A 21,831-nucleotide genomic window follows, 5' to 3' on the forward strand; every position below is an offset into this window, starting at 1 on the left:
TTCACTCCATCCGTTGGAGCAATTTGCGATTTTCGTCCAGAAGTGCAGCGAGTTCCTCACCGCTGTCTGCGAGAACCTTTGCCGCTTCGATAATCGCGTTGACCTCCCTGTGAAGCCACGGGGGCATGGGCAGTCTAGTGCGCTCGTCTTCAGGGAAGACTGTCTCCGCCATGGTTACAAATATCGAGATCAACGCTGTGTGCGGCAGAGCATGGATCAGGTATTGGTCCATGCTTGCGGCCGGCCCATCCAGAAAATGCTGTGGGCTAGGGGCGGCCCGCGCTGCAGCGATGCACAGTCGGTAGGCTTCAAGAGCAGTTGCCTCGTCGAGCCGAGCATCCTCAGCAGTAAGCACCTGATAGGGGATCATCGAAGCTACCGCTGCTCCACGGAGTCTGTTGAACGCTGCAGCGGACCTGAGCAGCTCATCACTCTCGGCCCTTCTCACCTCCTGCTCTCGAAGAAGATGAGCCTGCTTTGCGTAGTGCCAGGCTCCGATTCCAACCGCCCACGTGCCGGCCGCGGCGGCAAACGCAATCAGTACATCCTTGTTGAAAACAACGCGCGCCGCTTCCTCGGTCCCAAAAACCATTGCACCAGTGAAGACCCCCATGCAAAGCGCCAAGGCCAGGGGTACGAGCGCGTCTGCGGGACTCCTGGTCTTCGCTTTTTCCCTTTGCTGACTGTCTTCCATGGCGTGCGGAATCTGAGAATGGAGGGCAGAGCATGAGGCGCGGACGTTCCACCGGCAAGCCGACCTTGGCTCAGCAGCAGCGGATGGACGCCATCACCGAGATCGGCTGCATCGTCTGCGGCGCCCTCGGCTACGGTTTCATGCCCTGCCAAGTGCACCATCTTCTGGTTGGCGGCAAGCATGGGCAGAAGCGGCGCGGCCACGATTGCACCCTCGGGCTGTGTCCTTGGCACCACGTCGGTGAGCCGATGGCCGGCCTCAGCCATTCGGCCTGTGCAGACCGCTATGGCCCCAGCTACGCCCGCGAACCGCGCCGGTTCCGGCAGGAGATCGGCACCGACGAATACCTGCTGGACCTGCAGAACACCCTGATTGAACAGTACCTGGAGAAGACATCATGGCGACCCGCCGCCTGACCTTTGGCATCGACCCTGGCTTGTCCGGGGCGGTGGCCACCCTGATCGACGGCGAGCCCGGCCCGATCCTCGATATGCCCACCCGCGAGGTGGACGGCTGGAAGGAGGTCGACGCCCGCGCAGTTGCGACCTTCATCCGTGCCCAGCGCGAGGCTCATCCTGGCGCCGAGCTGCAGGCAGCGCTGGAGAAGGTTGGTGCGCGGCCCGGCGACGGCGGGACCAGCGCATTCCGCTTCGGCGACAGCTACGGCCAGGTCCGCGCGGTGCTGCAGGTGATGGGGGTGCCCTACCTGCGTGCCATCCCAGCCGTGTGGAAGCGCCGCTTCGGCCTGATTGGCCAGAACAAGGACGCCGCCCGGCTGCTTGCCATCCAGCGCTTCCCGGCCGCCGCGGTGCAGCTGCAGCGGAAGAAGGACAACGGCCGGGCCGACGCGCTCCTCATCGGGCTCTGGGCTGAGCACCAGCTGGCCATGGGCCAGGTCGCCGCATGACCGGCGCCGAACTGCGCATGCAGAAGCGGTACCGGTCCTACGTGCAGAAGCACGGCCGATGCTCGGTCTGCCAGTTCCGCGCCGCCGGCACCGCGGGCTTCCATTGCAAGGGCTGGCCCGATCGGGCCGGCACCTGCGACACCGACAGCAAGCTGCCGGTTTTCCGATTCGATGACGCCGTACTGGAGGGCATGCGCGATGCGCAACACTGATCCGCTGACCGAAGAACTGCGCCGCTGGGGCCACGCCCAGGTGAATCGCTTTGCCCTGAGCCGCGCCGACCGCAGCGTGCACGTGCTGGACAAGGTCCGCGACCATGCACCTCTCACCAGGGAACGGGCCCTTCAGGACCTCGTCGGCCGCGATGGAACTGACCGCCGCCGGCTGATGGCTGCTGGTAGTGGGGTGCAAGGCCTGCGCATCGTGCCGCTGTGGGCCGCCGATCCCATTCGTGCTTCCAACGATGCTGACCATCCTCACGACAACCCGGAGATCGCTGTGGATGTAGGGGTGCCCGATGAACTGCGCTGGATCGACCGGGCGCTGGCTTCGATGGAGAGGCGGCACCCGGTGCGGGCGCTGATCGTGCGCACCGAGTTCACCGTGTCGGCCAGTCAGGCGGTGAAGGCTCGGATGGTGGCCGAGCAGTACGGCGGCACGCTCTCGGTCTGGCAGTACCGCCGGGAGCTGCAACGCGGGGTAGACTTCATGGGCGGCAGGATCGCCGCGTAAATCAGGGGTTACAGCATGGCAGCATCTGCAGAAGAAATCGCTCGGGACATCATGGTCGCCGCTGCGGCCCACCGGCAGTCGGGCGTACCCAATGGTGATTGGCTGGGCACGCAATACAAGGCTCTGCTCAAAGCCGTCGGTGAGGCAATGCACGATGAGTCCAAGGCACGCAAAGCGCGAAATGCCGAATGATTTCTCTTGACAAGTTGCACAATCGAATGCCCTAATTCTGCAACTGTCAAGAATTGTCCCTGAAGCCCCGGCCCTGCGCTGGGGCTTCTGCGTTTCCGGGACCCAGAACACCGATCAACCACCGCGCCGAAACCCCCTCCGCTCGCCGTGAGGCGATTGGGGCTGGCGTCAACGCAGGCGGGCGGTCTGCGCACGGTCCTTGGAGGCCGGGCAGCGCCTAGGCAGCGGTGGTGATCGGCCCTCTACGCCCGCAGCCCCCCGGACCAACCACACCGTGCAGCGAAGCCGGTCGAGGGGCGGGCACCTATTCCGGAGACACCATGGTGAGCACCGAAACCGTAGCTGCCGCCATGGGCGCCGGCCAGTATGCGCAGGCCCTGGAAGACGGCTGCATCCAGTTCGGCATCGTGACCGCACTGCAGAAGGCCCACTTCCTGGCACAGGTCGCGCACGAATCCGATGGCTTCCGCACGGCGACCGAGTACGCCTCGGGCCGCGCCTACGAAGGCAGAGCCGATCTGGGCAACGTGCAGCCGGGCGACGGCATGCGCTTCAAAGGCCGGGGGCTCATCCAGCTGACCGGGCGCGAGAACTACGCGACCTTCAGCAACGCCATGGGGCAGGGTGACCTGTTCGTGCGCAGCCCCGAATTGGTTGCACAGCTGCCCTGGGCGGTTTCGGCGGCCGGGTGGTTCTGGAAGCGCAAGGGCCTGAACGCCCTAGCTGACCGCGACGACGTCGTGGCGGTGACTCGGCGCATCAACGGCGGCACCAACGGGCTGGAAGATCGAAAGCGCCGACTGGCCCAGGCCAAGAAGCTGTTCCGCCTCGCATGACGGCCGCCAAGAAGAAGGCCGCGAAGCTGTCGCCAGTGAACCAGCTGCAGGGCGTGCTGGTGGTGCTGGAGAACCAGAAGGCCAAGAATCCAACCGCCGAATTGTTGCTGGCCATCCGCGAGATGGTGAGCGACGCGCTGGCGGTGCTGCAGGAGCCGGACCCCACCAAGCAGCGCATTGCGTTCGTGCTGCTGGCGGTCCAGCAGTCGACCCAGGTGGCGGTGAAGGTGGTGCGCGGCAAGCGCCTCACCCGCGTGACCATCATCGACCAGCCGCTCTATCACTGGGCGCTGGAGGAAATTCACTCACTGGCAGGTGCCGCATGACCTTCGCGACCCGAAACGTTGGCGCCGCGCGCGTGGGCATCGCCGTGCTGGTGTTGTTCCTGGTTGGCATGGCCATGGCGGCCCTGATCGCGGTGGCCATCCCGCCGGAGAACAAGGATTCCTTCGGCATGCTGATCGGTGGCCTGAACAACGCCACCGGCATGGTCATCGGCTACTTCTTCGGCATGACCCGCAAGGGTCCGGGGGCCTGACGTGAACCGAATCGCCATCTACCTGCTGGCGTTCGTTGCCTGGTCCGCTTGCATGTTCAGTGCCGGCTGGGCCTGGCGCGGCGACCGCGCCGAGACAGGGGAAGCCCTGCAGCACGCCAGTACCAGCGCTGGCCAGGTCCAGCAGCTCACCGAGACCCGTGTCGTCGAACACAGCCAGGCCGAGGCGCTGGCCACCATCGGAGCCAAGCATGAAGAAGACCGGACTGCGGCCACGGCCGTCCCTGCTGCTGTTGCTGCTGGTGTGCGTGATGGCAGCCTCCAGCTGCGCGACGACCTCGCCACCTGCAATACCGCTCGCCTGTCCCAAGCCGCCGCCGGCGCCGTCGAACGTGACCAGGCAGCCCAACTACGAGCAGAGGTCGCGGGAGCTCTTGTTCAAATCGGACGAGACGCGGACGACCACGTCCGCGCCTGCCAAGCCGTGATTGACGCTGACCGTAACGCTGGTGCGGGCGGCACACCTGCCAGAGGCGTTTCGCCTCCGAACGCTACGAATGATGGCCTGTAGTAGAGGCGGAATGGCCGAGCTGATGATGGCTTTGACGAGTTCAGGGGAGATCATGGTTTCCATGGTGGGGCTGTTTCCTCTTGTGAGTTATATAGGTACCGAATCAGGTTCGGTCCGCCTTTCGGGTGTACGTGTACCGAAACGGTGAGCGCTGATTCATAGGGTGTCTCGCCCTTGCTGGCTGCTCCACTTCCGCGATTTCCGCCGGCGCGTGCATCGTCGGCGAGGCCCCACCGCCATTCCACTTGCGGAATTTCCGCCCCGACTATGGCCAAGACCAAACCAGCACGGATGCCGCCGCTGACCCCAAAGCAGCAGCGGTTCGTCCAGGAATACCTGCAGGACCACAACGGCACCCAGGCGGCCATCCGCGCTGGGTATAGCGACAGGACGGCGAAGCAGCAGGGTTCCCGGCTCCTGAGCGAGCCGCGCATCCAGGCTGCGGTGCGCGCCGGCCAGCAGAAGGTGGCCAAGAAAGCCGAGGTGACCGTCGACAGCCTGATGGCCGAGCTGGAGCAGGCCCGGAAGCTGGCGCTGAAGGAGAAACAGGCCAGCGCGGCGGTCACCGCCACGATGGGCAAGGGGAAGCTGGCCGGCCTGCTGGTGGAGAAGCACAAGCACAGCGGCGCGATCGGCACCTACGACCTGAGCAAGCTTTCAGACCATGAACTCGACCGCCTTGAACAGATCCTCGGTCCGGTTGCCGACGCTGGCGGAGATCCGGGCGGAGCGGGCGAGGAGGGCGGCTGACGCCGAGCGCGAGCGCCTTGCCCGCGATGGCGAGGCGATCAGGCAGCGCTGCACCACACTGGCTGGCTTCATCCGTGAGGCATGGCCGGTTCTGGAGCCGGCACAGCCGTACGTGCACGGCTGGCACATCGATGTCCTGTGCCAGCACCTGGAAGCGATCACCGACGGACAGATCACCCGGCTGCTGATCAACATTCCGCCGGGCACCATGAAATCGCTGGTGGCCAGCGTGTTCTGGCCGGCATGGGAATGGGGCCCGCGGGGCCTGCCGTCGATGCGCTACCTGACGACCTCCTATGCGGAGAAGTTCGTCAAGCGCGACAGCCGGCGCATGCGCGACCTGGTGCAGTCGGAGTGGTTCAGCAGTCTCTGGCCGGAGATCGAGCTGAACCGGTCGGGCGAGATGTCCTTCGCCAATTCGAAGATGGGAAACCGCGAGGGCATGGCGTTTGCCAGCCTGACCGGTGGCCGCGGCGACCGGGTCATCATCGATGATCCGCACTCGACGGAGACGGCGGAGAGCCCGGCGGAGCGCGCGACAACGACCCGCATCTTCCGCGAGTCGGTGCCCACCCGACTGAACAACCCGGCCACGTCTGCAATCGTGGTGATCATGCAGCGCCTGCACGAAAAGGACGTGTCGGGGCAGATCCTGGACCTCGGTCTCGGGTATGAGCACCTGATGCTGCCGATGGAGTTCGAGCCAGAGCGCCGCTGCCGGACGTCTATCGGGTTCGAGGATCCGCGCACTGAGGATGGCGAGCTGCTGTTCCCTGAGCGCTTCCCCCGCGCGGTGGTCGAGCGCGATAAGAAGATCCTGGGCAGCTACGCGGTAGCCGGCCAGCAGCAGCAACGGCCAACCCCGCGCGACGGTGGCAAGTTCAAGCGGGAATGGTTCGAAGTGGTAGAGGCCGCGCCGGCGATCCTGGCGGCGCGGAAGGTCCGGCGATGGGACTTCGCTGCGACGGATCCGAAGCAGCAGAAGACGAAAGGCGATCCCGACTACACCGTGGGGCTGCTGTTGGGCGAGGTCGGCGGCGTCTACTACGTGCTGGACATCGTCCGGGACCGGCAGTCGCCGGCGGGCGTCGAGAAGATGCTGAAGAACACAGCCCTGCAGGACGGCCGAACCATCAAGGTTCGGATCCCGCAGGACCCTGGCGCCGCCGGCAAAAGCAATGCCGCGCACCAGGTGAAGCTGCTGGCCGGCTGGGACGTGAAGGCCGCGCTGGAGTCCGGATCCAAGGAGGTCCGCGCAACGCCGGTTGAAGCTCAGGCCGAGGCCGGAAACATCAAGCTGGTGAATGGCCCGTGGGTGGCGGCGTTCTTGGATGAGATCGCCGAATTCCCCAACGCAAAGCACGACGACCAGGTGGACGCGCTTTCGGGCGCTTTCGCTGAGCTGGTCACCGGCAGCACCTACAACCTGGGGAACGCGCTCTGATGGGCAAGCTCGCACAAATCAAAGACGGGCTGGTCAATCTGGTGGCCAACCTGGGTACGCCGCGCGACAAGGCGGCCTCGACGTTCTACGGCATTCCGACCCTGTCGGAGCAGGAGGCAGACAACGCCTACCGCGGCACCTGGCTGGCGCGGAAGGTGATCGACATCCCGGCGATGGACAGCTGCCGGAAGTGGCGCGGTTGGAGCGCCGATCAGGCGAACATCACCGCGATCGAGGGTGAGGAAAAGCGGCTGGGCCTGCAGCAGAAGCTGCTGGAAGCACTGATCCGTGCGCGCCTCACCGGCGGAGCCGCGCTCTACATCGGTACCGGTCACTCCGATCCGATGCTGCCGCTGAAGCCTGAGTCCTTGGGCAAGGCCGGCATCCGTCATCTGAACGTGCTGTCGAAGCGCGTGCTCCAGGCGGGTGAGTTGGACCGCGATCCCGAGTCGCCGGGCTATGGTCGACCTGCGTTCTACACCCTGAGCAGCGGCACCGCCGGGCAGTTGCAGATCCATCCATCACGGCTGGTGATTCTGCAGGGCGCGGTGAGGCCCGACCCGGAACTGGACACCAGCAACGGTTGGGGCGACTCGGTCCTGTTGGCGATCAGCAAGGCGATCAAGGACGCCGACGCCAGCGCTGCGAACATCGCCTCTCTGGTGTTCGAAGCGAAGGTCGATGTGATCAAGATTCCGAACTTCATGGCGCAGCTGGCCGATCCGGGCTACGAGGAAAAGGTCCTCAATCGGCTGCAGCTGGCTGCGATGGCCAAGGGGATCAACGGCACCTTGGTGATGGACGCCGAGGAAAACTACGATCAGAAGCAGCTCCAGTTCGGCGGCCTGGTCGACCTGCTGATGGGCTTCATGCAGCTGGTGTCGGGTGCTTCGGACATCCCGATGACCCGCCTGCTGGGCCAGTCGCCTGGTGGTCTGAACGCCAGCGGCGAGAGTGACCTGCGGAACTACTACGACCGCATCAGCAGTAACCAGGAGCTGGTGCTGCAGCCGGCGCTGCAGGTTCTGGACGAGTGCCTGATCCGCTCGGCGCTCGGTAGCCGGCCGGCCGAGGTGTTCTACAACTGGCGCAGCCTGTGGCAGACCACTGACAACGAACGCGCGGGAATTGGCAAGACCACTGCAGAGACCATCAAGACCATCTCCGAAACGCGGCTGCTACCGGATGAGGTGATGTCCACGGTGGCGGTGAACATGCTGACTGAAGCCGGCGTCGCACCGGGCCTGGAAGCCGAGATGCTGAAGTACGGCGAAGCCACCCCGCAGAGCGACGAACAGGACGACGACGAGCAGCGCGCCGCTGCAACGCCGGTGAAGGACGCCCAGCCCCGTTCGCTGTATGTCAGCCGCAAGGTAGTGAATGCCGACGAGATCGCGGCTTGGGCGAAGGAGCAGGGCATCGGAGAGCTGCAGCATGACCTGCATGTCACCGTCGCCTACTCGCGCCAGGCCTTCGACTGGATCAAGGCCGGCAACGCCAACGAGTGGAGCAACGGCGGCAAGGACGAGCTGGCCATCCCCGAGGGCGGCCCGCGCGCGGTTGAGCCGTTGGGTGGTATGTCGGCGGTGATCCTGTTCGCGTCGGCGCAGCTGTGCTGGCGGCACGAAAGCATCATCCGCGCGGGTGGGTCGCACGATTACCCGGATTACACCCCGCACATCAGCCTGACGAAGGCGACTGTCGACCTGTCGAAGGTCGAGCCCTACCGCGGCCGCATCGTGCTGGGCCCGGAAATCTTCGAAGAAATTCGAGAGGACTGAATCATGGAGATCTTCGACAGCCTGGCGCTCGACGCGTCCGGGCTCGCTTTCACGCGCGACGGTTTCCTGGTCGGCGATGCCAAGGTCAGCCGCGCAGGCAACGTGCAGCAGTACCTGGGCCGCGAGCTGGGCCTGACTGGAGACGAAGCTGGCCGGGTGTACGGGGTCTACCGCGATCCGGCCACTGTGTTCGATGAGGACAGCATGCGCTCGCTGGTGGGCCGGCCGGTCACGCGCGGCCATCCGCCGAAGGGCGTCACCGCCGACAACTGGAAGGAACTGACCGTCGGGCAGGTGGGTGGCCGTGTTGTGCGTGACGGCGAACACGTGGTTGCCCCCATGGCAATCATGGACGCCGCGTCCGCCAAGGAGGTGGCCGCCGGCGCGCGGTCGCTGTCGGCCGGCTACTCGGTGGAAATCGTCGCCGACGAAGGGGTGGCTCCCGACGGCACCCCGTACCAGTACCGGCAAGCCGGACCGCTGCGCTTCAACCACGTGGCCTACCTGCCGGACAACAACCCGCGCGCCGGCAACACCCGCATGGGTGATTCGCAATGGGGCCCGGCCCCGCTCACGCAGTACGAACTCGCGCTAGTCGACCGGGCGCGTGGTCAGCAGCACCAGCACGGCGACGACCACAATCCATCTACGAGGAAAGAACCCATGAGCGACAAGACCATCTTGGTCGATGGGCTGTCCGTCGTCACCAACGACGCCGGCGCCCAGGCCATTGGCAAGCTGCAGCAGCAGCTGAAGGAAGTACAGACTGCAGCTGCCAGCGCAGACGCCAATTTCCAGACCGTCATGGCCGCCAAGGACGCGGCCATCGCCAAGGTCGAGGCGGAGCGTGATGACCTGAAGGCCAAGGTGCTGAGCGACGCCGATCTGGACCAGCGTGTGCAGCAGCGCGGCGACCTGGTGGCCAAGGCCAAGGCCGTGCACGACGCCGACTACAGCGGCAAGACCGATGCCGAGGTCCGCAGGGTTGCAGTGGTCGCCAAGCTCGGCGACGCCGCAGTGGCCGGCAAGACCGATGCCTACATCGAGGCCCGCTTCGACATCCTGGCCGACGAAGCCAAGCCGGTCGATCCGGTCGCCCAGGCGCTGCGCGACAGCTCCACCCACCGCCAGCCCGTGAAGGACAACGGTTACGCCGCGTCCGTGGCCGGCCTGGATTTCCGCACCGCTGGCCACAAGGAGGCCTAAGCCATGGCACTGCAGACCAACTACCCGGACACCCAGTCGGCCGCCATTGCTGGCGCGCCGGCGACCATGCTGCCGGCCACCGACATCTCCCGCACCGTCGAGGGTGCGGCCATCGCCTTCGGCAAGGCCGTCGAGCAGGGCGCCACCGACAAGTCGGTGAAGGCCTTCGCCGGCGGCAAGTACGTCGGCATCGCGCTGCTGGATCGCTCAGCCTCGGGCCTGACGGTCACGGCAGGCCAAGTCACCGGCCGCGCCACCGATGCGTTCGGCGTGGGCGAGTCCGCGCGCGTACGCGTGAAGGGCGACATCTGGGTCGTCGCGTCGGTCGCCGTTGCCGCGCGTGATGCGGTCTATCTGACCGCCGGTGGCGCCTTCACCAACGTCTCCACCGGGAACACCGCAGTTCCCGGTGCCAGCTGGGACACCAGCACCACCGCCGCCGGCCAGCTGGCCGTCGTCCGTCTCGGCTAAGGAGTCAACCACATGAGCGCAATTCCCCTGATCGACGCCCAGGCAGCACTGGGCTTCGTGGTCGCCCAAGCTTCGATCATCGAGCCGGGCGTCTACCGCACCGTTTACCCAGATGTGCAGTACCGCACCCTGGTGCCAGTGGATACCTCGGGCAGCGAGTTCGCCACTTCGGTGACTTACTTCGCGCAGGACCAGTTCGGCACCGCCAACTGGATCAACGGCAATGCCGACGACATCCCGAAGGCCGGCACCACCCGCGCGAAGTTCGAGACCCCGGTCTACACCGCCGGCATCGGCTACGGCTTCGGCTGGGAGGAAGTCGGCCGCGCACAGATGCTGGGCATCAATCTGTCCACCGAAGACGCTGCGGCAGCGCGCCGTGCATCGGAGGAAATGGTCGATCGCGTGGCGCTGCTGGGTGACTCCAGCAAGGGTTTCACTGGCCTGTTCAACGCAGCCGGCGTCACTCCCGTGGCCGCGCCGACCGGCAGCTGGGACGCCACCACCGATTCGCAGCTGATCGTGGCCACGATGAACCAGGCGCTGCTCAACGTGTTCAATGGCACGAACACTGCCTCGATCGCCAACACGCTGCTGCTGCCGTGGACGAAGTACCTGCTGATCGCTACTCGCAAGATGAGCGACCAGAGCGACATGACCATTCTGCAGTGGTTCCTGGCCAACAACGTCTACACCGTGCAGACCGGCCAGCAGCTGACCCTTCGCGGCGTGCGTGGCCTGGACACGGCCGGCGTCGGCGGCATCACGCGCCTGGTGGCGTACCGCAACGATCCGCAGGTGCTGAAGCTGCACATGCCGATGCCGCACCGCTTCCTGCCGGCCTGGCAGAGCGGCCCGCTGCGCTGGGACATCCCGGGCGTCATGCGCTTGGGCGGCCTGGACGTGCGCCTGCCCAAGGAAGTCGTCTACCTCGATGGCATCTGATCCGCCTGGCCCCGGCCGTGCGCCGGGGCCTCACTGGAGCGAAGCATGAAGATCACGAACAACCACAAGGGCCCCCTGGGCCTGCCGGATGGCACCATCCTGCTGCCTGGCGAAGCCACGCCCATCGCGAACTGGGATGCCCTGAAGGGCAATGCGGTGGTGCAGGGCTGGCTGAAGGGCAAGATCCTGACCGCCGAGGGCGGCAGTACCAACACCAAGGCACCGGCAAAGGACGTCCTGGTGGGCTCCAACGTGCTCCCGGCCAGCATCGAGCTGGCCGAAGGCGTCTCGGTACAGCTGGGCGAGGTGGTCCGTCAGGCGTTCGAGCACTCCGGCCTGAGCATTGCCGACTGGAACGCGTTGGACGGCGACGACCGCGAGGCCGAGCTGGCAGCCATGGTGCGTGAGCTGCAGTCCTGCGCAGAAGCCGACGCCGAGGCCAAGAAGGGCGCCGCAACCGCTGACGACGAGAAGGTCAAGGCCAGCGGCGGCTCCGGCAACCAGAGCCCGCCGGCCGCCGACAAGGATGCGCTGCTGGCCCGTGCCAAAGAGCTGGGCATCGACGCGAAGGGCACCTGGGGCGTAGTGAAGCTGCAGGCCGCCATCGCCGAGGCCGAGGCCAAGAAGGGCGAGGGCTGACCATGTACGGCACGCTGGAAGCCGCGGATCTCTACCACCAGGCGCGGGGCAATGCCGCCTGGGCTGCCGGTACGGAACAAGACCGCACCGGGGCACTGGTCCGCGCCACGGATTACATTGACGGCCGGTACCGGGTGCTGCTGGCATCCGGTCGCTGGGCGTCCATGTTCCCCGGCGTGCGCACTGCCGGTCGGGGCCAGCCCAACGAGTGGCCCCGCACCGGTGCGATCGACTACGACGGCGACCCCATCCAGCCGGATGAAGTGCCTGACGAAGTCGAGCGGGCAACCTACGAGGCGGCCATGCGCGAGCTGGTGAGCCCCGGTAGCCTGTCGCCGGACTACGTGGCAAGCGCGGCGGTGACCAAGGAGAAGGTCGGTCCCATCGAGGTCAGCTACGCCGACGCCAGCGCCGCCGGCCAGGTGCCGAATCGACCGGTGGTTCCGGCCATCGATGAGATCTTGGCGCCGCTGCTGCGGACGCCGGCGGTCTATCCTGCGGTGAGGGTTGTCTGATGGCCATGCTGAAAGGTGTGCACATGCCTGGAGATGGCCGTGGACGCCGGCGCGTGCTGTTGAACGGCCGAGTGGTCTCCGGGGTCGTCTATGCGGATACCGACAGAGGAATTGTTCGCATGCACGACCAGCCCCCGCGCTTGCACAAGCACGGGAAACGATGCATCGAGCGAACCCGCCACGGAATCGTGGAGGTCTTCCCCATGGGTGAAGGCGAATGAGCGCCTTTTATGACCGCATGCAGGCCACTGCCGAGCGGCTGATTGCCCGCTTCGGCTACGCCACTCAGCTGGAGCGCGACGGCGCACCGACTGGGCCCCCGCACAACCCGCAGCCCGGTCCTGCCACGCAGCACGACTGCACGGTGGTGGAGCTGGACTACAGCCTGACGGACCGCGACACCACGCTGGTGCAACAAGGCGACAAGCTGGGCCTGATCTCGACCGCAGTGGACGTCCAGCCTGGCAAGGACGACCGGCTGCTGCTGGGTGGCCAGCTGTATCACCTCATCGACCTGCAGCCGCTCTCCCCGGGTGGCCAGGCCCTTCTCTATGAGTTTCACGCCCGACGCTGATGGCCCACCTCACACCACGCGAGTTGGAACTGCTGGCACGACGCCTGGAGCCGGCTATACGCCGCGCTTTCGAGCAGGCCATCGCCGGCGTGCGGTCGCAGGTGCAGCTGGACCTGCTGGCGAGCCTCCTGCAGGCCGGTCAGGTGGACGCAGTACTGGAGGCTCTGGGTTTCGACGGCGAGCGCTTCTCGCCGCTGGCCGAGCAGGTGCGCCAGGCGTTTGCCACCGGCGCAGAGGTCGGAATGAAGGAGCTGCCCATGCTGTCGCTGCGGCAGCAGATACGCGGGCGCTACAACCCGGCCAACGACACGCCGCTGCTGCGGTTCGGGTTCGACATGCGCAACCGGGGCGTAGAGAGCTGGCTGCAGACGAACTCCTCCCGGTTGATCACCGGCGTGGTGGAGGATCAGCGGCAGCTGGTGCGCCAGCACCTGGTGCGGGGCATGTCTGCTGGCACCAATCCACGCCAGACTGCGCTGGAGCTGGTCGGGCGCGTAGGCGAGACGGGGCGACGCAGTGGTGGGGTTGTCGGCCTCACCGCGCAGCAGGCGCAGTTCGTGGCCAATGTCCGGCAGCAGCTGTCCAGCGGCGACCCGCAGCAGATGGCGGAGTACTTCGGCCGCAAGCGTCGCGACAAGCGCTTGGACGGAATCGTGAGCCGGGCCATCAAGGCGGGCCAGCCGGTGGCGCCGGCAGACGTGGTGAAGATCGCTGCGCGCTACGCGGACAGGCTGCTGGCACTGCGCGGCGAGATGATCGCGCGGACCGAGTCGCTGACGGCCATGGCCGCTGGTCGGGAGGAAGCGTTCCGGCAGCAGATCGAGAGCGGCCGCCTGGCGCCGGAGAACGTCGAGGGCACCTGGTCAGCCACCGGTGACGACAGGACCCGCCACAGCCACCAGGCGATGAACGGCCAGGTTCGCCGGTTCGGTGAACCGTTCCAGACGCCCAGCGGCGCGTTGATGCGGTTCCCTGGCGACACCTCGCTCGGTGCTGGGCCGGAGGAAACCATCGGCTGCCGCTGCATGAAGCAATACCGGGTGAACATGGCGGCGGAGGTGAAGCGTGGCCAGTAATTTCGGAAGCCAGGTCCGGGCCTTTACCGAGAAGGCCAAGGCCATGCAGGGTGCGATCTTCCGCGAATCGGCCACCAAGCTGATGGAGGAAGCCGGCACGCCCGAGGGGCAGGGCGGGAGGATGCCGGTGGATACCGGCTTCCTGCGCAACTCTTCCGCTGCATCGGTCGAGGGCATGCCATCGGACAGCGCGCAGGCCCCGGAGCTGGTGTTCGCCACCATGCAGCTGGGGCAGACCGTGTGGGCTGGCTGGACCGCAAAGTACGCCATGCGCATGGAACACGGCTTCCACGGCCAGGACAGCCTGGGCAGAACCTATGCGCAAGCGGGTAAAGGCTTCGCGCGCGCGGCGGCCCAGCGCTGGGATTTCATCGTGGCCGAGGTCACTGCCGACGTGAAAGGACGGATGGGATGAGCGACACCGCGATTTATGACGCATTCGCCACGCTGGTGGGGCAGTTTGCTGCTGCGCACACGTTGGACTGCTCCTACCCGGGGCAGGGGTTCAAGCCGCCCACCGGCAATGGCGCTCGCTGGCTGGAGCTGCAGTGGTTCCCGAATCGGACCGAGACCTACGGCATGGAGGACGATGGCCCGTTCCTGATGCAGGGGTTCGGCCAGCTGTCGGCCTGCTACCGGCCGGGGCAGGGGATCATGGTGGGTACCGCGATCACGGACCAGATCATCGCTGCCTTCACTAAGGGCACGACCTTCGCCGGCATGCGGGTGGAGAGGAAGCCCTGGACCTCCAGCATCATCCAGGACCCGGAGCGGGTCATGCACCCGGTGACCATCCAGTGGCGTGGGTTCGTTTCGGGGTAGACTCCGGCCATGAGCCCCAAGCCGCCCAACCTGCACCTGGTCAGCAGCAACGAGATCCCGAACGAGGGTGAGCTGCAGGCCATGCGAGATGCCATCACCCGCATGAAGCGCAACCGGCAGCTGCTGGACGAGTTCTGCGCCGAGCAGGCGCGGTTCGTCCGGGCGGAGTATCTGGCCTATGTGGAGGCGGGATTCACTCGGCCGCAGGCCATGCAGCTGGTGGCGGCCAAGCTCAGCCCTGGCAAGCGTTGATTTCTTTGCGAAAGGAGATGTGTGTTGAAAGGATGGACGATCAAGTTCGCCGAAGTGAGAGGCGACGGCCCTCTTGGTTCCAATGTCGCGATCACCGCCATGGGGCCCTCCACCCAGTCGCAGCTCTTCATCGGGGACTTGGATGGATGGGGAGCTGATACCCATGACTCGCAGTCCCCGCCAGGGGCGGGAGTCGCCTATGTAGGGTTGAAGTTCGAGCGGGTGGACCAGTATGTGATTACTGCGCATCAGGTAGTCAAGGGCATGCCGGGGCGGAAAGCCCCGTTCTATCGTTTGATTTGCAATCAGCCACTCGTAATTGGGCGAGAGGTTGAGTGCATATCGCTCACAGTGGGGGCTGACCCTGCTGTCCGTACTCTTGTGATTACCGAAATGCACTGAGCGTCGGAACTTGCACCCCAAAGGCCCGCCCACCAGCGGGCCTTTCTGTTTTCCAACGACCCCGCCCCGTGGCGGGTTTTTTTACGCCCATCGCGAGGAGATACGGCTATGGCCGCAGAAGCAAAAACCAACGCAGGATCCAAGCTCTTCATCTGCGTCCTTCCCCAGAACGAAGACCTCACCGCCACCGAGTTCGCCGCCCTCACCTACGTGCAGGTGAAGAAGGTGGGCAGCATCGGCGAGCGCGGCATCAACACCAACGTGGTGCAGTACGACACCCTCGACACGCTGGTGGCGCTGAAGGGCAAGGGCATCACCAACGCCGGTGATCCCCAGATCGAGGTGGCTGAAGATCTGGCAGACCCGGGCCAGGTCGCCATGCGCGCTGCTGGCGCACCGGATGTCCCGGACACCTACGCTTTCAAGATCGAGCGTGCTGACGGTTCCATCGAATACCTGCGTGGTCTGGTCACCGGCCCGAACGTGCCCGGCGGTCGCAATGAAGACTTCATCCTCAACACCTACACCCTCGGCCTGAACCAGGTGCCGGTGGTCGTAGAGGCCCCGTAACCCGAACGCCTCGGGGATAGGGCGGCCGCCTGACAAGCCGGATCTGATCCGGCCGGCTTCCCTGGGGCTCTCCACCGGATCGTTTCAAAGGATCCCGAACATGACCGAACTGTCCAACATCGTGGCGGCCGAGCGCCGTCTGGAACTGCTGCACCCGGCAACCCAGGAGCCGGTGGGCTTGGTGCTGGTCCTGCTGCCCGACACGCACCCGCAGGTGAAGGCCGCAGCCCGCAAGTCCATCAACGACCGCATCAACCACCGCGGCAAGGTGACCGCCGAGCAGATCGAAGCCAGCCGCATCGCCATGCTGGCCGCCTCGGTGGGTGGCTGGGAGTGGCAGGGCGATCTGACCTTCCACGGTGACAAGCCGGCCTTCCAGGAGCAGACCGTGCGGCAGCTGCTGAAGGAACTGCCGTGGGTGGCGGAGCAGGCGGACGCTGCGCTCGGCGAACGGGCAGAGTTCTTTCGCCGACCTGACGAAACGGACGGCTGAGGCCGTCTACATCGCCGTCCGCTACGACATGGCGGATGAGAACGGCGAAACGCGGCGGCAGCGCAACGAACGATTCGGCCTGGCCGAATCCCCCGAGCAAGAGGTACCCGGGGCCGCTGCCCACGTATGGGGCTGGTTCTGGGAACTGTCCGGGCGCCGGCACAGCGGTCCAGAGGCGTTGACGTTTGCTGACATCGGCCAATGGGCCGCCCTCCTGCAGATCGAACCACTGCCGGAGGAGGTCCAGATGCTGATGGCGATGGACGACCAGTACCTGCGCGCGGTGCGCGAAGACCAGAAGGCCGCGCGTGAGCGGGCCCAGCAGCAGTAGCACAGGAGCCCCGATGGACATCGCAGAGCTTGGGTACAAGGTCGACAGTAGCGGGCTGTTGGAGGGCACGAAGGCCCTTGATGAGAACGCCGCTGCCGCTGACAAGGCTGGGGCTGCTGCCGAGCGCCTGGAGAAGTCCCAGAAGGGCACGGGCAAGTCTGCGTCCTTCTGGGCGAACGAGCAGGCCAAGATCAACGCCCGCGTGCAGGAGATGGAGCAGATCGAGCAGCGCGCCGGCAGGGCAACACAGCAGGCCGCGCGGGCCACGGAAGCCCGCGAGCTGAACCTGCAGAAGCTGCTGGGACAGATCAATCCGACCGTCTCCGCGCTGGCAAAGCTGGCCGATCAGGAGGACAAGCTGGCCCGTGCCCGTGATCTTGGGCTGCTCAAGCCGCAAGTCTGGCAGCAGTACCAGACACAGCTGGATGCGACGCGTGCGAGGGTGATGAACACGGCGCAGGGCACCGATGTGCTTTCGGGCCGGCTGGGACAGCTGAACCTCAGGGCGGTGGAGACACAGCAGTCCATCGTGGCGCTGTTCCGCGCTCTGGCTAGCGGCGACATCGGGCAGGCCCAAGGGTCCATCACGTCCCTGACGGCGCGCACCGGTGCACTGAACGGTGTGATGACAGCCACTGGCCTCGCGGTTGGCGCCGCAGTCCTGGCCCTCGCTGGGCTGTCGGCCATTGCCGTGACCGGCTACATGGAGCTGCGGAAGCTGGAGGGCCAGGTAGCGGCCACCGGCACCGCTGCCGGCCTCACCGCGGGGCAGCTGCTGGCCATGCGCAAGGAGATCGGCAGCGCCAGTGGCAGCTACAAGGAAGCCGGAGCCGCCATCGAGCAGCTGGTCCAGCAGGGCAATGCCAGCGGGCAGACCCTGCAGCTGATGGCGTCTGCCGCAGTGAACCTGGCTGACCTGACTGGCAGCTCGATCAGCAGCACCGTCGGCGAGGTTCGCAGCCTGGCGGAGGGCGGGGCAGATGCACTGGTGAAGCTCAATGACCGGTACAACTTCCTGACGCCTGAGATCTACCGGCACATCGAAGCGATCCGGGAGCAGCGCGGCGACTATGCGGCCACCGAGGCCGCGCTGGAGCAGCTGGACGGGACCATGCGGGACCGGGCCAGCAGCATGGCCGACAGCGCGGGCGTGGTCGAGAAAGCATGGAAGGGAGCACTGGCAGCGCTTGAAGACACTTGGGAGAAGATCAAAGGGATTGGTCGGGACGATTTTGACAGTCAAATTGAGCGCGCAAAAAAGAACATCGAGTACTTTCAGGCCCTGCAGCGCAGTCCTATCCCGGGGGATGCCTCACGCGGCTCGGCTGGGGAGAGTGCCGCCCGCCAGCGCATCGCCCAGCTGCAGCAGTGGAAGGCGGAGATGGCTGATGGTGCGGCCATCATTGGGCAGGTACACAAATACGACCGTGACGTCATCGCAGCGGAGCGAGAGCTTGCGAGGGAGCGCGCGGTTGCCGACGAGGCGGTGAAGGCCAGGATGGCTGGGCTCGACCGAGAGGCTGCCAAGCGTCAGGCCATCAACAAGATCATCGCCGACTACAACAAGCTCGCCGACAACGATGCACGGCACTTCGACGGATCCATGCAGAGGCTCATCGCGAAGGCGGAAGCCGATGTCGACAAGTCCTTCAACCGCAGCGAGGGCGTGGGCAGGCGCAATGGCGACGACAGCGCTGCGAGGAACATCCTGGCGTCCGCACAGCGCCAGATCGAGGCCAACAAGCAGCTGGTCGACACCGGCGTCAAGGTGACCGACAGCGAGCGCCAGGCCATGGCCATCGAGCAGCTGCTGGCCAAGAGCAAGAACACCATGACGGACTCCACCCGAACCCTGCTGGAGGCGGCCAAGCAGGAACTCCTCACTTCCGGGCAGAAGGCTACGGCGTACACCAAGGAGAAGGAGGCGGCAGAGGCTCTGGCCCGGCAACAGGCGATCCTCGCGCAGGCTGGGGCGAACCGTGACCGCGCTAACGAGCTCGACCTGATGGGCATGGGACGTGGCTCGGATGCGGTGGCGATGCTGCGCCGGCAGCTGGACATCCAGCGCGAGTACCAGGACGAACTGAAGCGCCTGGGCAGCCGCGACGTGGCTAAGGACAAGGAGACGTGGGACCTGATGGCGGCCAACGCTGCAGCATTCCGCGACACGGAGCTGGCTAAGGAGCGCACTTTCCAGGAGCAGCGCCTGGCGATGCTGGGTGACTGGCGGGCCGGCGTGCGTCGCGCATGGGAGGACTACTCCTTCGCCGCCGGCAACGCGCTTGAGCAGGCCAACGGGCTGATGAACACCGCGCTGAGCGGCTGGGAGGATGCTTGGGTCCGGTTTGCCCAGACTGGAAAACTGTCATTCCGGGACATGGCCAATGCCATCATCGCCGACCTCGCGCGCATCGCGGCCAAGCAGGCGGCGGTGGGGATCATCAACGCGGTTGCCAGTGCCTGGGGCGGTGGAGGCGGCGGTGGGACGTACACCGGCGACGGTACTGGGGCAGGATCCATCGGCGGGTTTGGCAACAACCTGGCGAATTTCGGCGGCGGCAGGGCCAAGGGCGGACCGGTGCGCGGCTCGACGCTGTACGAAGTGGGTGAGGGCGGCCGACCGGAGCTGTTCAGCGATGGCCGTGGCCGCACGTACCTGATTCCCGGCAACGATGGTCAGGTGATCCCCGCAGCTGCTGGTGCTAGCGGTGGTCCAGCTGCAGCCGCTGGTCCCGCGCAGATCAACGTCCAAGTGGTCGTGAACAGCGACGGCAGCACGGATGCCGACGGCGATACCGCGCTAATGCAACAGTTCGGCCAGGAGCTGGGCCGGTTCGTTGAATCCAAGTACCGAGAACTGCAGACCCGAGACCTGCGGCCAGGCGGGACTCTGCATGCCATGGGGGCACGCGCATGACGGACACCTTCAGCTGGGTGCCCACGCGGACAGGTGGCGGCACGGCCAACTCGGTCGTGCGCCGCGCCAAGTTCGGAGACGGCTACAGCCAGAGCGCGCCGGACGGATTGAATGCGAGGTGGCGTTCATACCAGCTCACGTTCACCGGCCCGCAGACCCGTATCGATCAGATCATCGCGTTCCTCGATGCCCATGTCGGCCACTCCTTCTACTGGCACAGCCCCCGTGGCCTGCTGCTGTTCCAGTGCGACACGCACAGCGAACCGCTACCGACCGGCCTGGTGCACAGCATCACGGCCACGTTCGAACAAACGTTCCAGCCGTAAGGAATAGCCATGGCACGCCAAGTAATCGACACCACCACCAACCACGGGTCCTACACCGGCGACCCGGCAAAGGTGGCGTTCGGCAAGATCAACGACATGACGCAGGAGCTATACACAGCCACCGCTGAGTCGTCCGAGGTCGCATATGCTGAAACCCAGGCACCGTTCAGTGCGTCAAATGTCGCTGACGTCCCAGGGCTATCGGTCACGTTCGTAGTCCCCGCCAAGCCGATGCTCGTGACCTTTGGTGGGTCTGTAACCAACACCACAGTGGGTTCAGTGATGACTCTCGTAGTTAACGGGGAACAGAGATCTCAGATCGTGTACCAGGCATCTGGATATCTCACCCTCTTTCGCGAGGTTCGGATTGGAGACCTACCGGTGGGTTCCACGGCAACCATCAAGGTCAGGCTGGCCAGCCTCAACACCTCGGCCAACGCCAGTCTCTTCGGCGGGACTGGTGACCGCCCCTATCTCGGGGTGCGTACCTAATGTTTGTTGGCTATTCGGTAGGAATCGTGTACCCGGGAGAAGGGGAGATCATCATCCGCCCCAGCACTCCGCCGGCATCACCACGCTACTTGATCTTCGTTCACGGAGCGAGCGAAACCTGTACGTCATGGATGGGCATCAGCGACCGCTGGAGACAGTTCCGTGCGATGGTTGATCTGGGATACACGATTGTCTTAACCGACATGGGGGGCAAGCAGACTTGGGGCAACGATACGCAGCAGAGCCGCATCACTGCGGCCTACAACTATGTCCAGGCCCTGCCGGGCGCAACTCCAAAGGTGGCGGTGTTCGGCCAATCGATGGGCGGCCTGGGAAGCCTGATATGGGCTGCCAACAACTCTTCGAAGATCGACCGGCTGGGACTGATCTTGCCAGTGATCAACCTCGCCGACATCCACAACCGGCAGGATTACCACACTGATCTCATCAACTTGGCTTACGGTGGATACAACGAGGACGTGCAGGGTGCTTCTCGAAATCCCCTACGGCTCGCCGCTGCTGGAAAGCTCAACGGTGTTCGGATGCGGATGTGGTACGGCCTCGAAGACGAGCTTTGTAGGCCCATCTACGGTCAGCAGTTCGCATTGGCTACCGGCTGTGAGGCCTTTCCAGTGGCAGCCGGCCATACCGAGGCTGCGGGAATCCACGTTCTGAGCCGCGATATACAGGAGTTTCTCCGATGATCACCGCAGACGCCCAGCAGCTCGAACCCGGTGGCCGCATCACGCTGTTCGAATTGGACGCCAGCAGCTTCGGTGCTGATCAGCTGTTCTTCCACGCGCACCTGCAGTCGGGGGTAATCTGGTGGCAGGGGCAGGAGTACGGACCCTGGCCGATCGAGGCCACGGGCTTTGCGCGCACCGGTGACCAGCCGCCGAACCCTCGGCTGAAGGTCAGCAACATCGACGGGCGCATCACGGCCATGTGCCTGCTGTTCGGCGACCTGGTCGGCGCGCGGCTCATCCGCCGGCAGACCCTGGCCAAGTACCTCGATGCGGTGAATTTCCCCGGCGGCAACCCCACGGCCGACCCGGACGAGCATTTTCTGGACGAGATCTGGTTCATCGAGCGCAAGGTCGGGGAGGACAAGCAGACCGTCGAGTTCGAGCTGACCACCGCAATCGACCTCAACGGCGAGCAGTTGCCAGGCCGGCAGGTGATCGCCGGCGTCTGCGGTTGGCTCATTCGTGGCGGCTACCGCGGTCCCTACTGCGGCTACAACGGGCCGGCGGTGGCCGATGCCGACGACGTACCCACCACAGACCCGGCGCGGGACCAGTGCGGGGGCAGGGTGGGCAGCTGCAAGCTCCGCTTCGGCGCGGACAAGCCGCTGCCCTACGGCGGCTTCCCGGCCGCCGGCCTGCTGCGCACCTGAC

Annotated in this window: 31 protein-coding genes; 30 read left to right on the forward strand and 1 reads right to left on the reverse strand. The window is 65.6% G+C overall.

Translation table 11 applies throughout. From position 1 onward, the window contains the following. Position 1: 1 nt before the first annotated feature. Complete coding sequence (locus Q5Z10_RS09265; protein WP_303638794.1) at positions 2-694, reverse strand: hypothetical protein; 693 nt, start codon at positions 692-694, stop codon at positions 2-4. 32 nt (positions 695-726) lie between these two features. Here Q5Z10_RS09265 and Q5Z10_RS09270 point away from each other — a divergent pair, with 32 nt between their 5' ends. From Q5Z10_RS09270 to Q5Z10_RS09415, 30 genes are all read left to right on the forward strand, one after another. After that, complete coding sequence (locus Q5Z10_RS09270; RefSeq protein WP_303638795.1) at positions 727-1,110, forward strand: Ref family recombination enhancement nuclease; 384 nt, start codon at positions 727-729, stop codon at positions 1,108-1,110. Next, complete coding sequence (locus tag Q5Z10_RS09275; protein WP_303638796.1) at positions 1,092-1,601, forward strand: RuvC family protein; 510 nt, start codon at positions 1,092-1,094, stop codon at positions 1,599-1,601. Before Q5Z10_RS09270 ends, Q5Z10_RS09275 begins: the two co-directional genes overlap by 19 nt. Further along, complete coding sequence (locus Q5Z10_RS09280) at positions 1,598-1,813, forward strand: hypothetical protein (RefSeq protein WP_303638797.1); 216 nt, start codon at positions 1,598-1,600, stop codon at positions 1,811-1,813. The genes Q5Z10_RS09275 and Q5Z10_RS09280 overlap by 4 nt, the downstream gene beginning before the upstream one ends. Further along, positions 1,800-2,333, forward strand: a complete 534-nt coding sequence (locus Q5Z10_RS09285; protein ID WP_303638798.1) for a hypothetical protein — start codon at positions 1,800-1,802, stop codon at positions 2,331-2,333. The genes Q5Z10_RS09280 and Q5Z10_RS09285 overlap by 14 nt, the downstream gene beginning before the upstream one ends. A 15-nt stretch (positions 2,334-2,348) precedes the next feature. Then, positions 2,349-2,525 (forward strand): hypothetical protein, encoded by a 177-nt coding sequence (locus tag Q5Z10_RS09290; RefSeq protein ID WP_303638799.1) that lies wholly within the window; start codon positions 2,349-2,351, stop codon positions 2,523-2,525. Positions 2,526-2,845: 320 nt separating this feature from the next. Beyond that, positions 2,846-3,361 (forward strand): glycoside hydrolase family 19 protein, encoded by a 516-nt coding sequence (locus tag Q5Z10_RS09295; protein WP_303638800.1) that lies wholly within the window; start codon positions 2,846-2,848, stop codon positions 3,359-3,361. After that, complete coding sequence (locus tag Q5Z10_RS09300) at positions 3,358-3,687, forward strand: hypothetical protein (RefSeq protein WP_303638801.1); 330 nt, start codon at positions 3,358-3,360, stop codon at positions 3,685-3,687. The genes Q5Z10_RS09295 and Q5Z10_RS09300 overlap by 4 nt, the downstream gene beginning before the upstream one ends. Continuing rightward, positions 3,684-3,899 carry a hypothetical protein gene (locus tag Q5Z10_RS09305; RefSeq protein WP_010480605.1) on the forward strand — a complete coding sequence of 72 codons (216 nt, stop codon included), beginning with the start codon at positions 3,684-3,686 and terminating at the stop codon, positions 3,897-3,899. The genes Q5Z10_RS09300 and Q5Z10_RS09305 overlap by 4 nt, the downstream gene beginning before the upstream one ends. A 1-nt stretch (position 3,900) precedes the next feature. Beyond that, positions 3,901-4,428, forward strand: coding sequence for a hypothetical protein (locus Q5Z10_RS09310; protein ID WP_303638802.1), 528 nt, complete (start codon positions 3,901-3,903; stop codon positions 4,426-4,428). Between the two features lie 267 nt (positions 4,429-4,695). Further along, positions 4,696-5,178, forward strand: a complete 483-nt coding sequence (locus tag Q5Z10_RS09315) for a terminase small subunit (RefSeq protein WP_303638803.1) — start codon at positions 4,696-4,698, stop codon at positions 5,176-5,178. After that, positions 5,093-6,622, forward strand: coding sequence for a phage terminase large subunit (gene terL, locus Q5Z10_RS09320; protein WP_303638804.1), 1,530 nt, complete (start codon positions 5,093-5,095; stop codon positions 6,620-6,622). Before Q5Z10_RS09315 ends, terL begins: the two co-directional genes overlap by 86 nt. After that, positions 6,622-8,403, forward strand: coding sequence for an anti-CBASS protein Acb1 family protein (locus Q5Z10_RS09325; RefSeq protein WP_303638805.1), 1,782 nt, complete (start codon positions 6,622-6,624; stop codon positions 8,401-8,403). The genes terL and Q5Z10_RS09325 overlap by 1 nt, the downstream gene beginning before the upstream one ends. Before the next feature lie 3 nt (positions 8,404-8,406). Beyond that, positions 8,407-9,609 (forward strand): DUF2213 domain-containing protein, encoded by a 1,203-nt coding sequence (locus Q5Z10_RS09330; RefSeq protein ID WP_303638806.1) that lies wholly within the window; start codon positions 8,407-8,409, stop codon positions 9,607-9,609. Between the two features lie 3 nt (positions 9,610-9,612). After that, positions 9,613-10,080 carry a structural cement protein Gp24 gene (locus tag Q5Z10_RS09335; RefSeq protein ID WP_303638807.1) on the forward strand — a complete coding sequence of 156 codons (468 nt, stop codon included), beginning with the start codon at positions 9,613-9,615 and terminating at the stop codon, positions 10,078-10,080. A gap of 12 nt (positions 10,081-10,092) precedes the next feature. Then, complete coding sequence (locus Q5Z10_RS09340) at positions 10,093-11,025, forward strand: DUF2184 domain-containing protein (RefSeq protein ID WP_303638808.1); 933 nt, start codon at positions 10,093-10,095, stop codon at positions 11,023-11,025. Positions 11,026-11,070: 45 nt separating this feature from the next. Then, a complete protein-coding gene (locus Q5Z10_RS09345) occupies positions 11,071-11,664 on the forward strand; it encodes a hypothetical protein (protein WP_303638809.1) in 594 nt (197 codons plus the stop codon). Between the two features lie 2 nt (positions 11,665-11,666). Then, positions 11,667-12,179, forward strand: a complete 513-nt coding sequence (locus Q5Z10_RS09350; RefSeq protein ID WP_303638810.1) for a DnaT-like ssDNA-binding protein — start codon at positions 11,667-11,669, stop codon at positions 12,177-12,179. 217 nt (positions 12,180-12,396) lie between these two features. Beyond that, positions 12,397-12,753 (forward strand): hypothetical protein, encoded by a 357-nt coding sequence (locus Q5Z10_RS09355; RefSeq protein WP_303638811.1) that lies wholly within the window; start codon positions 12,397-12,399, stop codon positions 12,751-12,753. Next, entirely contained in the window at positions 12,753-13,829 is a 1,077-nt protein-coding gene (locus Q5Z10_RS09360) for a phage minor head protein (protein ID WP_303638812.1), read from the forward strand. The genes Q5Z10_RS09355 and Q5Z10_RS09360 overlap by 1 nt, the downstream gene beginning before the upstream one ends. Further along, positions 13,819-14,244, forward strand: a complete 426-nt coding sequence (locus Q5Z10_RS09365; RefSeq protein WP_303638813.1) for a hypothetical protein — start codon at positions 13,819-13,821, stop codon at positions 14,242-14,244. Before Q5Z10_RS09360 ends, Q5Z10_RS09365 begins: the two co-directional genes overlap by 11 nt. Further along, positions 14,241-14,651 (forward strand): phage tail terminator-like protein, encoded by a 411-nt coding sequence (locus Q5Z10_RS09370; protein WP_303638814.1) that lies wholly within the window; start codon positions 14,241-14,243, stop codon positions 14,649-14,651. The genes Q5Z10_RS09365 and Q5Z10_RS09370 overlap by 4 nt, the downstream gene beginning before the upstream one ends. A 9-nt stretch (positions 14,652-14,660) precedes the next feature. Beyond that, positions 14,661-14,903 carry a hypothetical protein gene (locus tag Q5Z10_RS09375; protein WP_303638815.1) on the forward strand — a complete coding sequence of 81 codons (243 nt, stop codon included), beginning with the start codon at positions 14,661-14,663 and terminating at the stop codon, positions 14,901-14,903. 510 nt (positions 14,904-15,413) lie between these two features. After that, a complete protein-coding gene (locus tag Q5Z10_RS09380) occupies positions 15,414-15,875 on the forward strand; it encodes a hypothetical protein (RefSeq protein ID WP_303638816.1) in 462 nt (153 codons plus the stop codon). A 100-nt stretch (positions 15,876-15,975) separates the two neighbouring features. After that, on the forward strand, positions 15,976-16,368 hold the full coding sequence (locus Q5Z10_RS09385; protein ID WP_303638817.1) for a hypothetical protein: 393 nt from the start codon (positions 15,976-15,978) through the stop codon (positions 16,366-16,368). Between the two features lie 28 nt (positions 16,369-16,396). Next, positions 16,397-16,699, forward strand: a complete 303-nt coding sequence (locus tag Q5Z10_RS09390; RefSeq protein ID WP_303638818.1) for a phage tail assembly chaperone — start codon at positions 16,397-16,399, stop codon at positions 16,697-16,699. Positions 16,700-16,712: 13 nt separating this feature from the next. Further along, positions 16,713-19,616: a phage tail tape measure C-terminal domain-containing protein gene (locus Q5Z10_RS09395; protein ID WP_303638819.1), complete on the forward strand. Its 2,904-nt coding sequence runs from the start codon at positions 16,713-16,715 to the stop codon at positions 19,614-19,616. Further along, positions 19,613-19,942 (forward strand): phage tail protein, encoded by a 330-nt coding sequence (locus Q5Z10_RS09400; RefSeq protein ID WP_303638820.1) that lies wholly within the window; start codon positions 19,613-19,615, stop codon positions 19,940-19,942. Before Q5Z10_RS09395 ends, Q5Z10_RS09400 begins: the two co-directional genes overlap by 4 nt. A gap of 9 nt (positions 19,943-19,951) precedes the next feature. Further along, entirely contained in the window at positions 19,952-20,434 is a 483-nt protein-coding gene (locus Q5Z10_RS09405; RefSeq protein WP_303638821.1) for a hypothetical protein, read from the forward strand. Beyond that, the gene (locus Q5Z10_RS09410) at positions 20,434-21,138 is read left to right on the forward strand and encodes an alpha/beta hydrolase family protein (RefSeq protein ID WP_303638822.1); all 705 of its coding nucleotides are present in this window, start codon (positions 20,434-20,436) and stop codon (positions 21,136-21,138) included. Before Q5Z10_RS09405 ends, Q5Z10_RS09410 begins: the two co-directional genes overlap by 1 nt. Beyond that, positions 21,135-21,830, forward strand: a complete 696-nt coding sequence (locus tag Q5Z10_RS09415; protein ID WP_303638823.1) for a phage minor tail protein L — start codon at positions 21,135-21,137, stop codon at positions 21,828-21,830. The genes Q5Z10_RS09410 and Q5Z10_RS09415 overlap by 4 nt, the downstream gene beginning before the upstream one ends. The last annotated feature ends 1 nt before the right edge of the window (position 21,831 follow it).

It is taken from the genome of Stenotrophomonas sp. 704A1 (genome assembly GCF_030549525.1).
GTDB classification, from domain to species: Bacteria; Pseudomonadota; Gammaproteobacteria; order Xanthomonadales; family Xanthomonadaceae; genus Stenotrophomonas; species Stenotrophomonas tuberculopleuritidis.

What these genes read in the sequence shown, in the direction of transcription:
- Q5Z10_RS09265 (WP_303638794.1), bottom strand. Translation starts at nt 694, where the DNA reads ATGGAAGACAGTCAGCAAAGGGAAAAAGCGAAGACCAGGAGTCCCGCA.
- Q5Z10_RS09270 (WP_303638795.1), top strand. Translation starts at nt 727, where the DNA reads ATGAGGCGCGGACGTTCCACCGGCAAGCCGACCTTGGCTCAGCAGCAG.
- Q5Z10_RS09275 (WP_303638796.1), top strand. Translation starts at nt 1,092, where the DNA reads ATGGCGACCCGCCGCCTGACCTTTGGCATCGACCCTGGCTTGTCCGGG.
- Q5Z10_RS09280 (WP_303638797.1), top strand. Translation starts at nt 1,598, where the DNA reads ATGACCGGCGCCGAACTGCGCATGCAGAAGCGGTACCGGTCCTACGTG.
- Q5Z10_RS09285 (WP_303638798.1), top strand. Translation starts at nt 1,800, where the DNA reads ATGCGCAACACTGATCCGCTGACCGAAGAACTGCGCCGCTGGGGCCAC.
- Q5Z10_RS09290 (WP_303638799.1), top strand. Translation starts at nt 2,349, where the DNA reads ATGGCAGCATCTGCAGAAGAAATCGCTCGGGACATCATGGTCGCCGCT.
- Q5Z10_RS09295 (WP_303638800.1), top strand. Translation starts at nt 2,846, where the DNA reads ATGGTGAGCACCGAAACCGTAGCTGCCGCCATGGGCGCCGGCCAGTAT.
- Q5Z10_RS09300 (WP_303638801.1), top strand. Translation starts at nt 3,358, where the DNA reads ATGACGGCCGCCAAGAAGAAGGCCGCGAAGCTGTCGCCAGTGAACCAG.
- Q5Z10_RS09305 (WP_010480605.1), top strand. Translation starts at nt 3,684, where the DNA reads ATGACCTTCGCGACCCGAAACGTTGGCGCCGCGCGCGTGGGCATCGCC.
- Q5Z10_RS09315 (WP_303638803.1), top strand. Translation starts at nt 4,696, where the DNA reads ATGGCCAAGACCAAACCAGCACGGATGCCGCCGCTGACCCCAAAGCAG.
- terL (WP_303638804.1), top strand. Translation starts at nt 5,093, where the DNA reads ATGAACTCGACCGCCTTGAACAGATCCTCGGTCCGGTTGCCGACGCTG.
- Q5Z10_RS09325 (WP_303638805.1), top strand. Translation starts at nt 6,622, where the DNA reads ATGGGCAAGCTCGCACAAATCAAAGACGGGCTGGTCAATCTGGTGGCC.
- Q5Z10_RS09330 (WP_303638806.1), top strand. Translation starts at nt 8,407, where the DNA reads ATGGAGATCTTCGACAGCCTGGCGCTCGACGCGTCCGGGCTCGCTTTC.
- Q5Z10_RS09335 (WP_303638807.1), top strand. Translation starts at nt 9,613, where the DNA reads ATGGCACTGCAGACCAACTACCCGGACACCCAGTCGGCCGCCATTGCT.
- Q5Z10_RS09340 (WP_303638808.1), top strand. Translation starts at nt 10,093, where the DNA reads ATGAGCGCAATTCCCCTGATCGACGCCCAGGCAGCACTGGGCTTCGTG.
- Q5Z10_RS09345 (WP_303638809.1), top strand. Translation starts at nt 11,071, where the DNA reads ATGAAGATCACGAACAACCACAAGGGCCCCCTGGGCCTGCCGGATGGC.
- Q5Z10_RS09350 (WP_303638810.1), top strand. Translation starts at nt 11,667, where the DNA reads ATGTACGGCACGCTGGAAGCCGCGGATCTCTACCACCAGGCGCGGGGC.
- Q5Z10_RS09355 (WP_303638811.1), top strand. Translation starts at nt 12,397, where the DNA reads ATGAGCGCCTTTTATGACCGCATGCAGGCCACTGCCGAGCGGCTGATT.
- Q5Z10_RS09360 (WP_303638812.1), top strand. Translation starts at nt 12,753, where the DNA reads ATGGCCCACCTCACACCACGCGAGTTGGAACTGCTGGCACGACGCCTG.
- Q5Z10_RS09370 (WP_303638814.1), top strand. Translation starts at nt 14,241, where the DNA reads ATGAGCGACACCGCGATTTATGACGCATTCGCCACGCTGGTGGGGCAG.
- Q5Z10_RS09375 (WP_303638815.1), top strand. Translation starts at nt 14,661, where the DNA reads ATGAGCCCCAAGCCGCCCAACCTGCACCTGGTCAGCAGCAACGAGATC.
- Q5Z10_RS09380 (WP_303638816.1), top strand. Translation starts at nt 15,414, where the DNA reads ATGGCCGCAGAAGCAAAAACCAACGCAGGATCCAAGCTCTTCATCTGC.
- Q5Z10_RS09385 (WP_303638817.1), top strand. Translation starts at nt 15,976, where the DNA reads ATGACCGAACTGTCCAACATCGTGGCGGCCGAGCGCCGTCTGGAACTG.
- Q5Z10_RS09390 (WP_303638818.1), top strand. Translation starts at nt 16,397, where the DNA reads ATGGCGGATGAGAACGGCGAAACGCGGCGGCAGCGCAACGAACGATTC.
- Q5Z10_RS09395 (WP_303638819.1), top strand. Translation starts at nt 16,713, where the DNA reads ATGGACATCGCAGAGCTTGGGTACAAGGTCGACAGTAGCGGGCTGTTG.
- Q5Z10_RS09400 (WP_303638820.1), top strand. Translation starts at nt 19,613, where the DNA reads ATGACGGACACCTTCAGCTGGGTGCCCACGCGGACAGGTGGCGGCACG.
- Q5Z10_RS09405 (WP_303638821.1), top strand. Translation starts at nt 19,952, where the DNA reads ATGGCACGCCAAGTAATCGACACCACCACCAACCACGGGTCCTACACC.
- Q5Z10_RS09410 (WP_303638822.1), top strand. Translation starts at nt 20,434, where the DNA reads ATGTTTGTTGGCTATTCGGTAGGAATCGTGTACCCGGGAGAAGGGGAG.
- Q5Z10_RS09415 (WP_303638823.1), top strand. Translation starts at nt 21,135, where the DNA reads ATGATCACCGCAGACGCCCAGCAGCTCGAACCCGGTGGCCGCATCACG.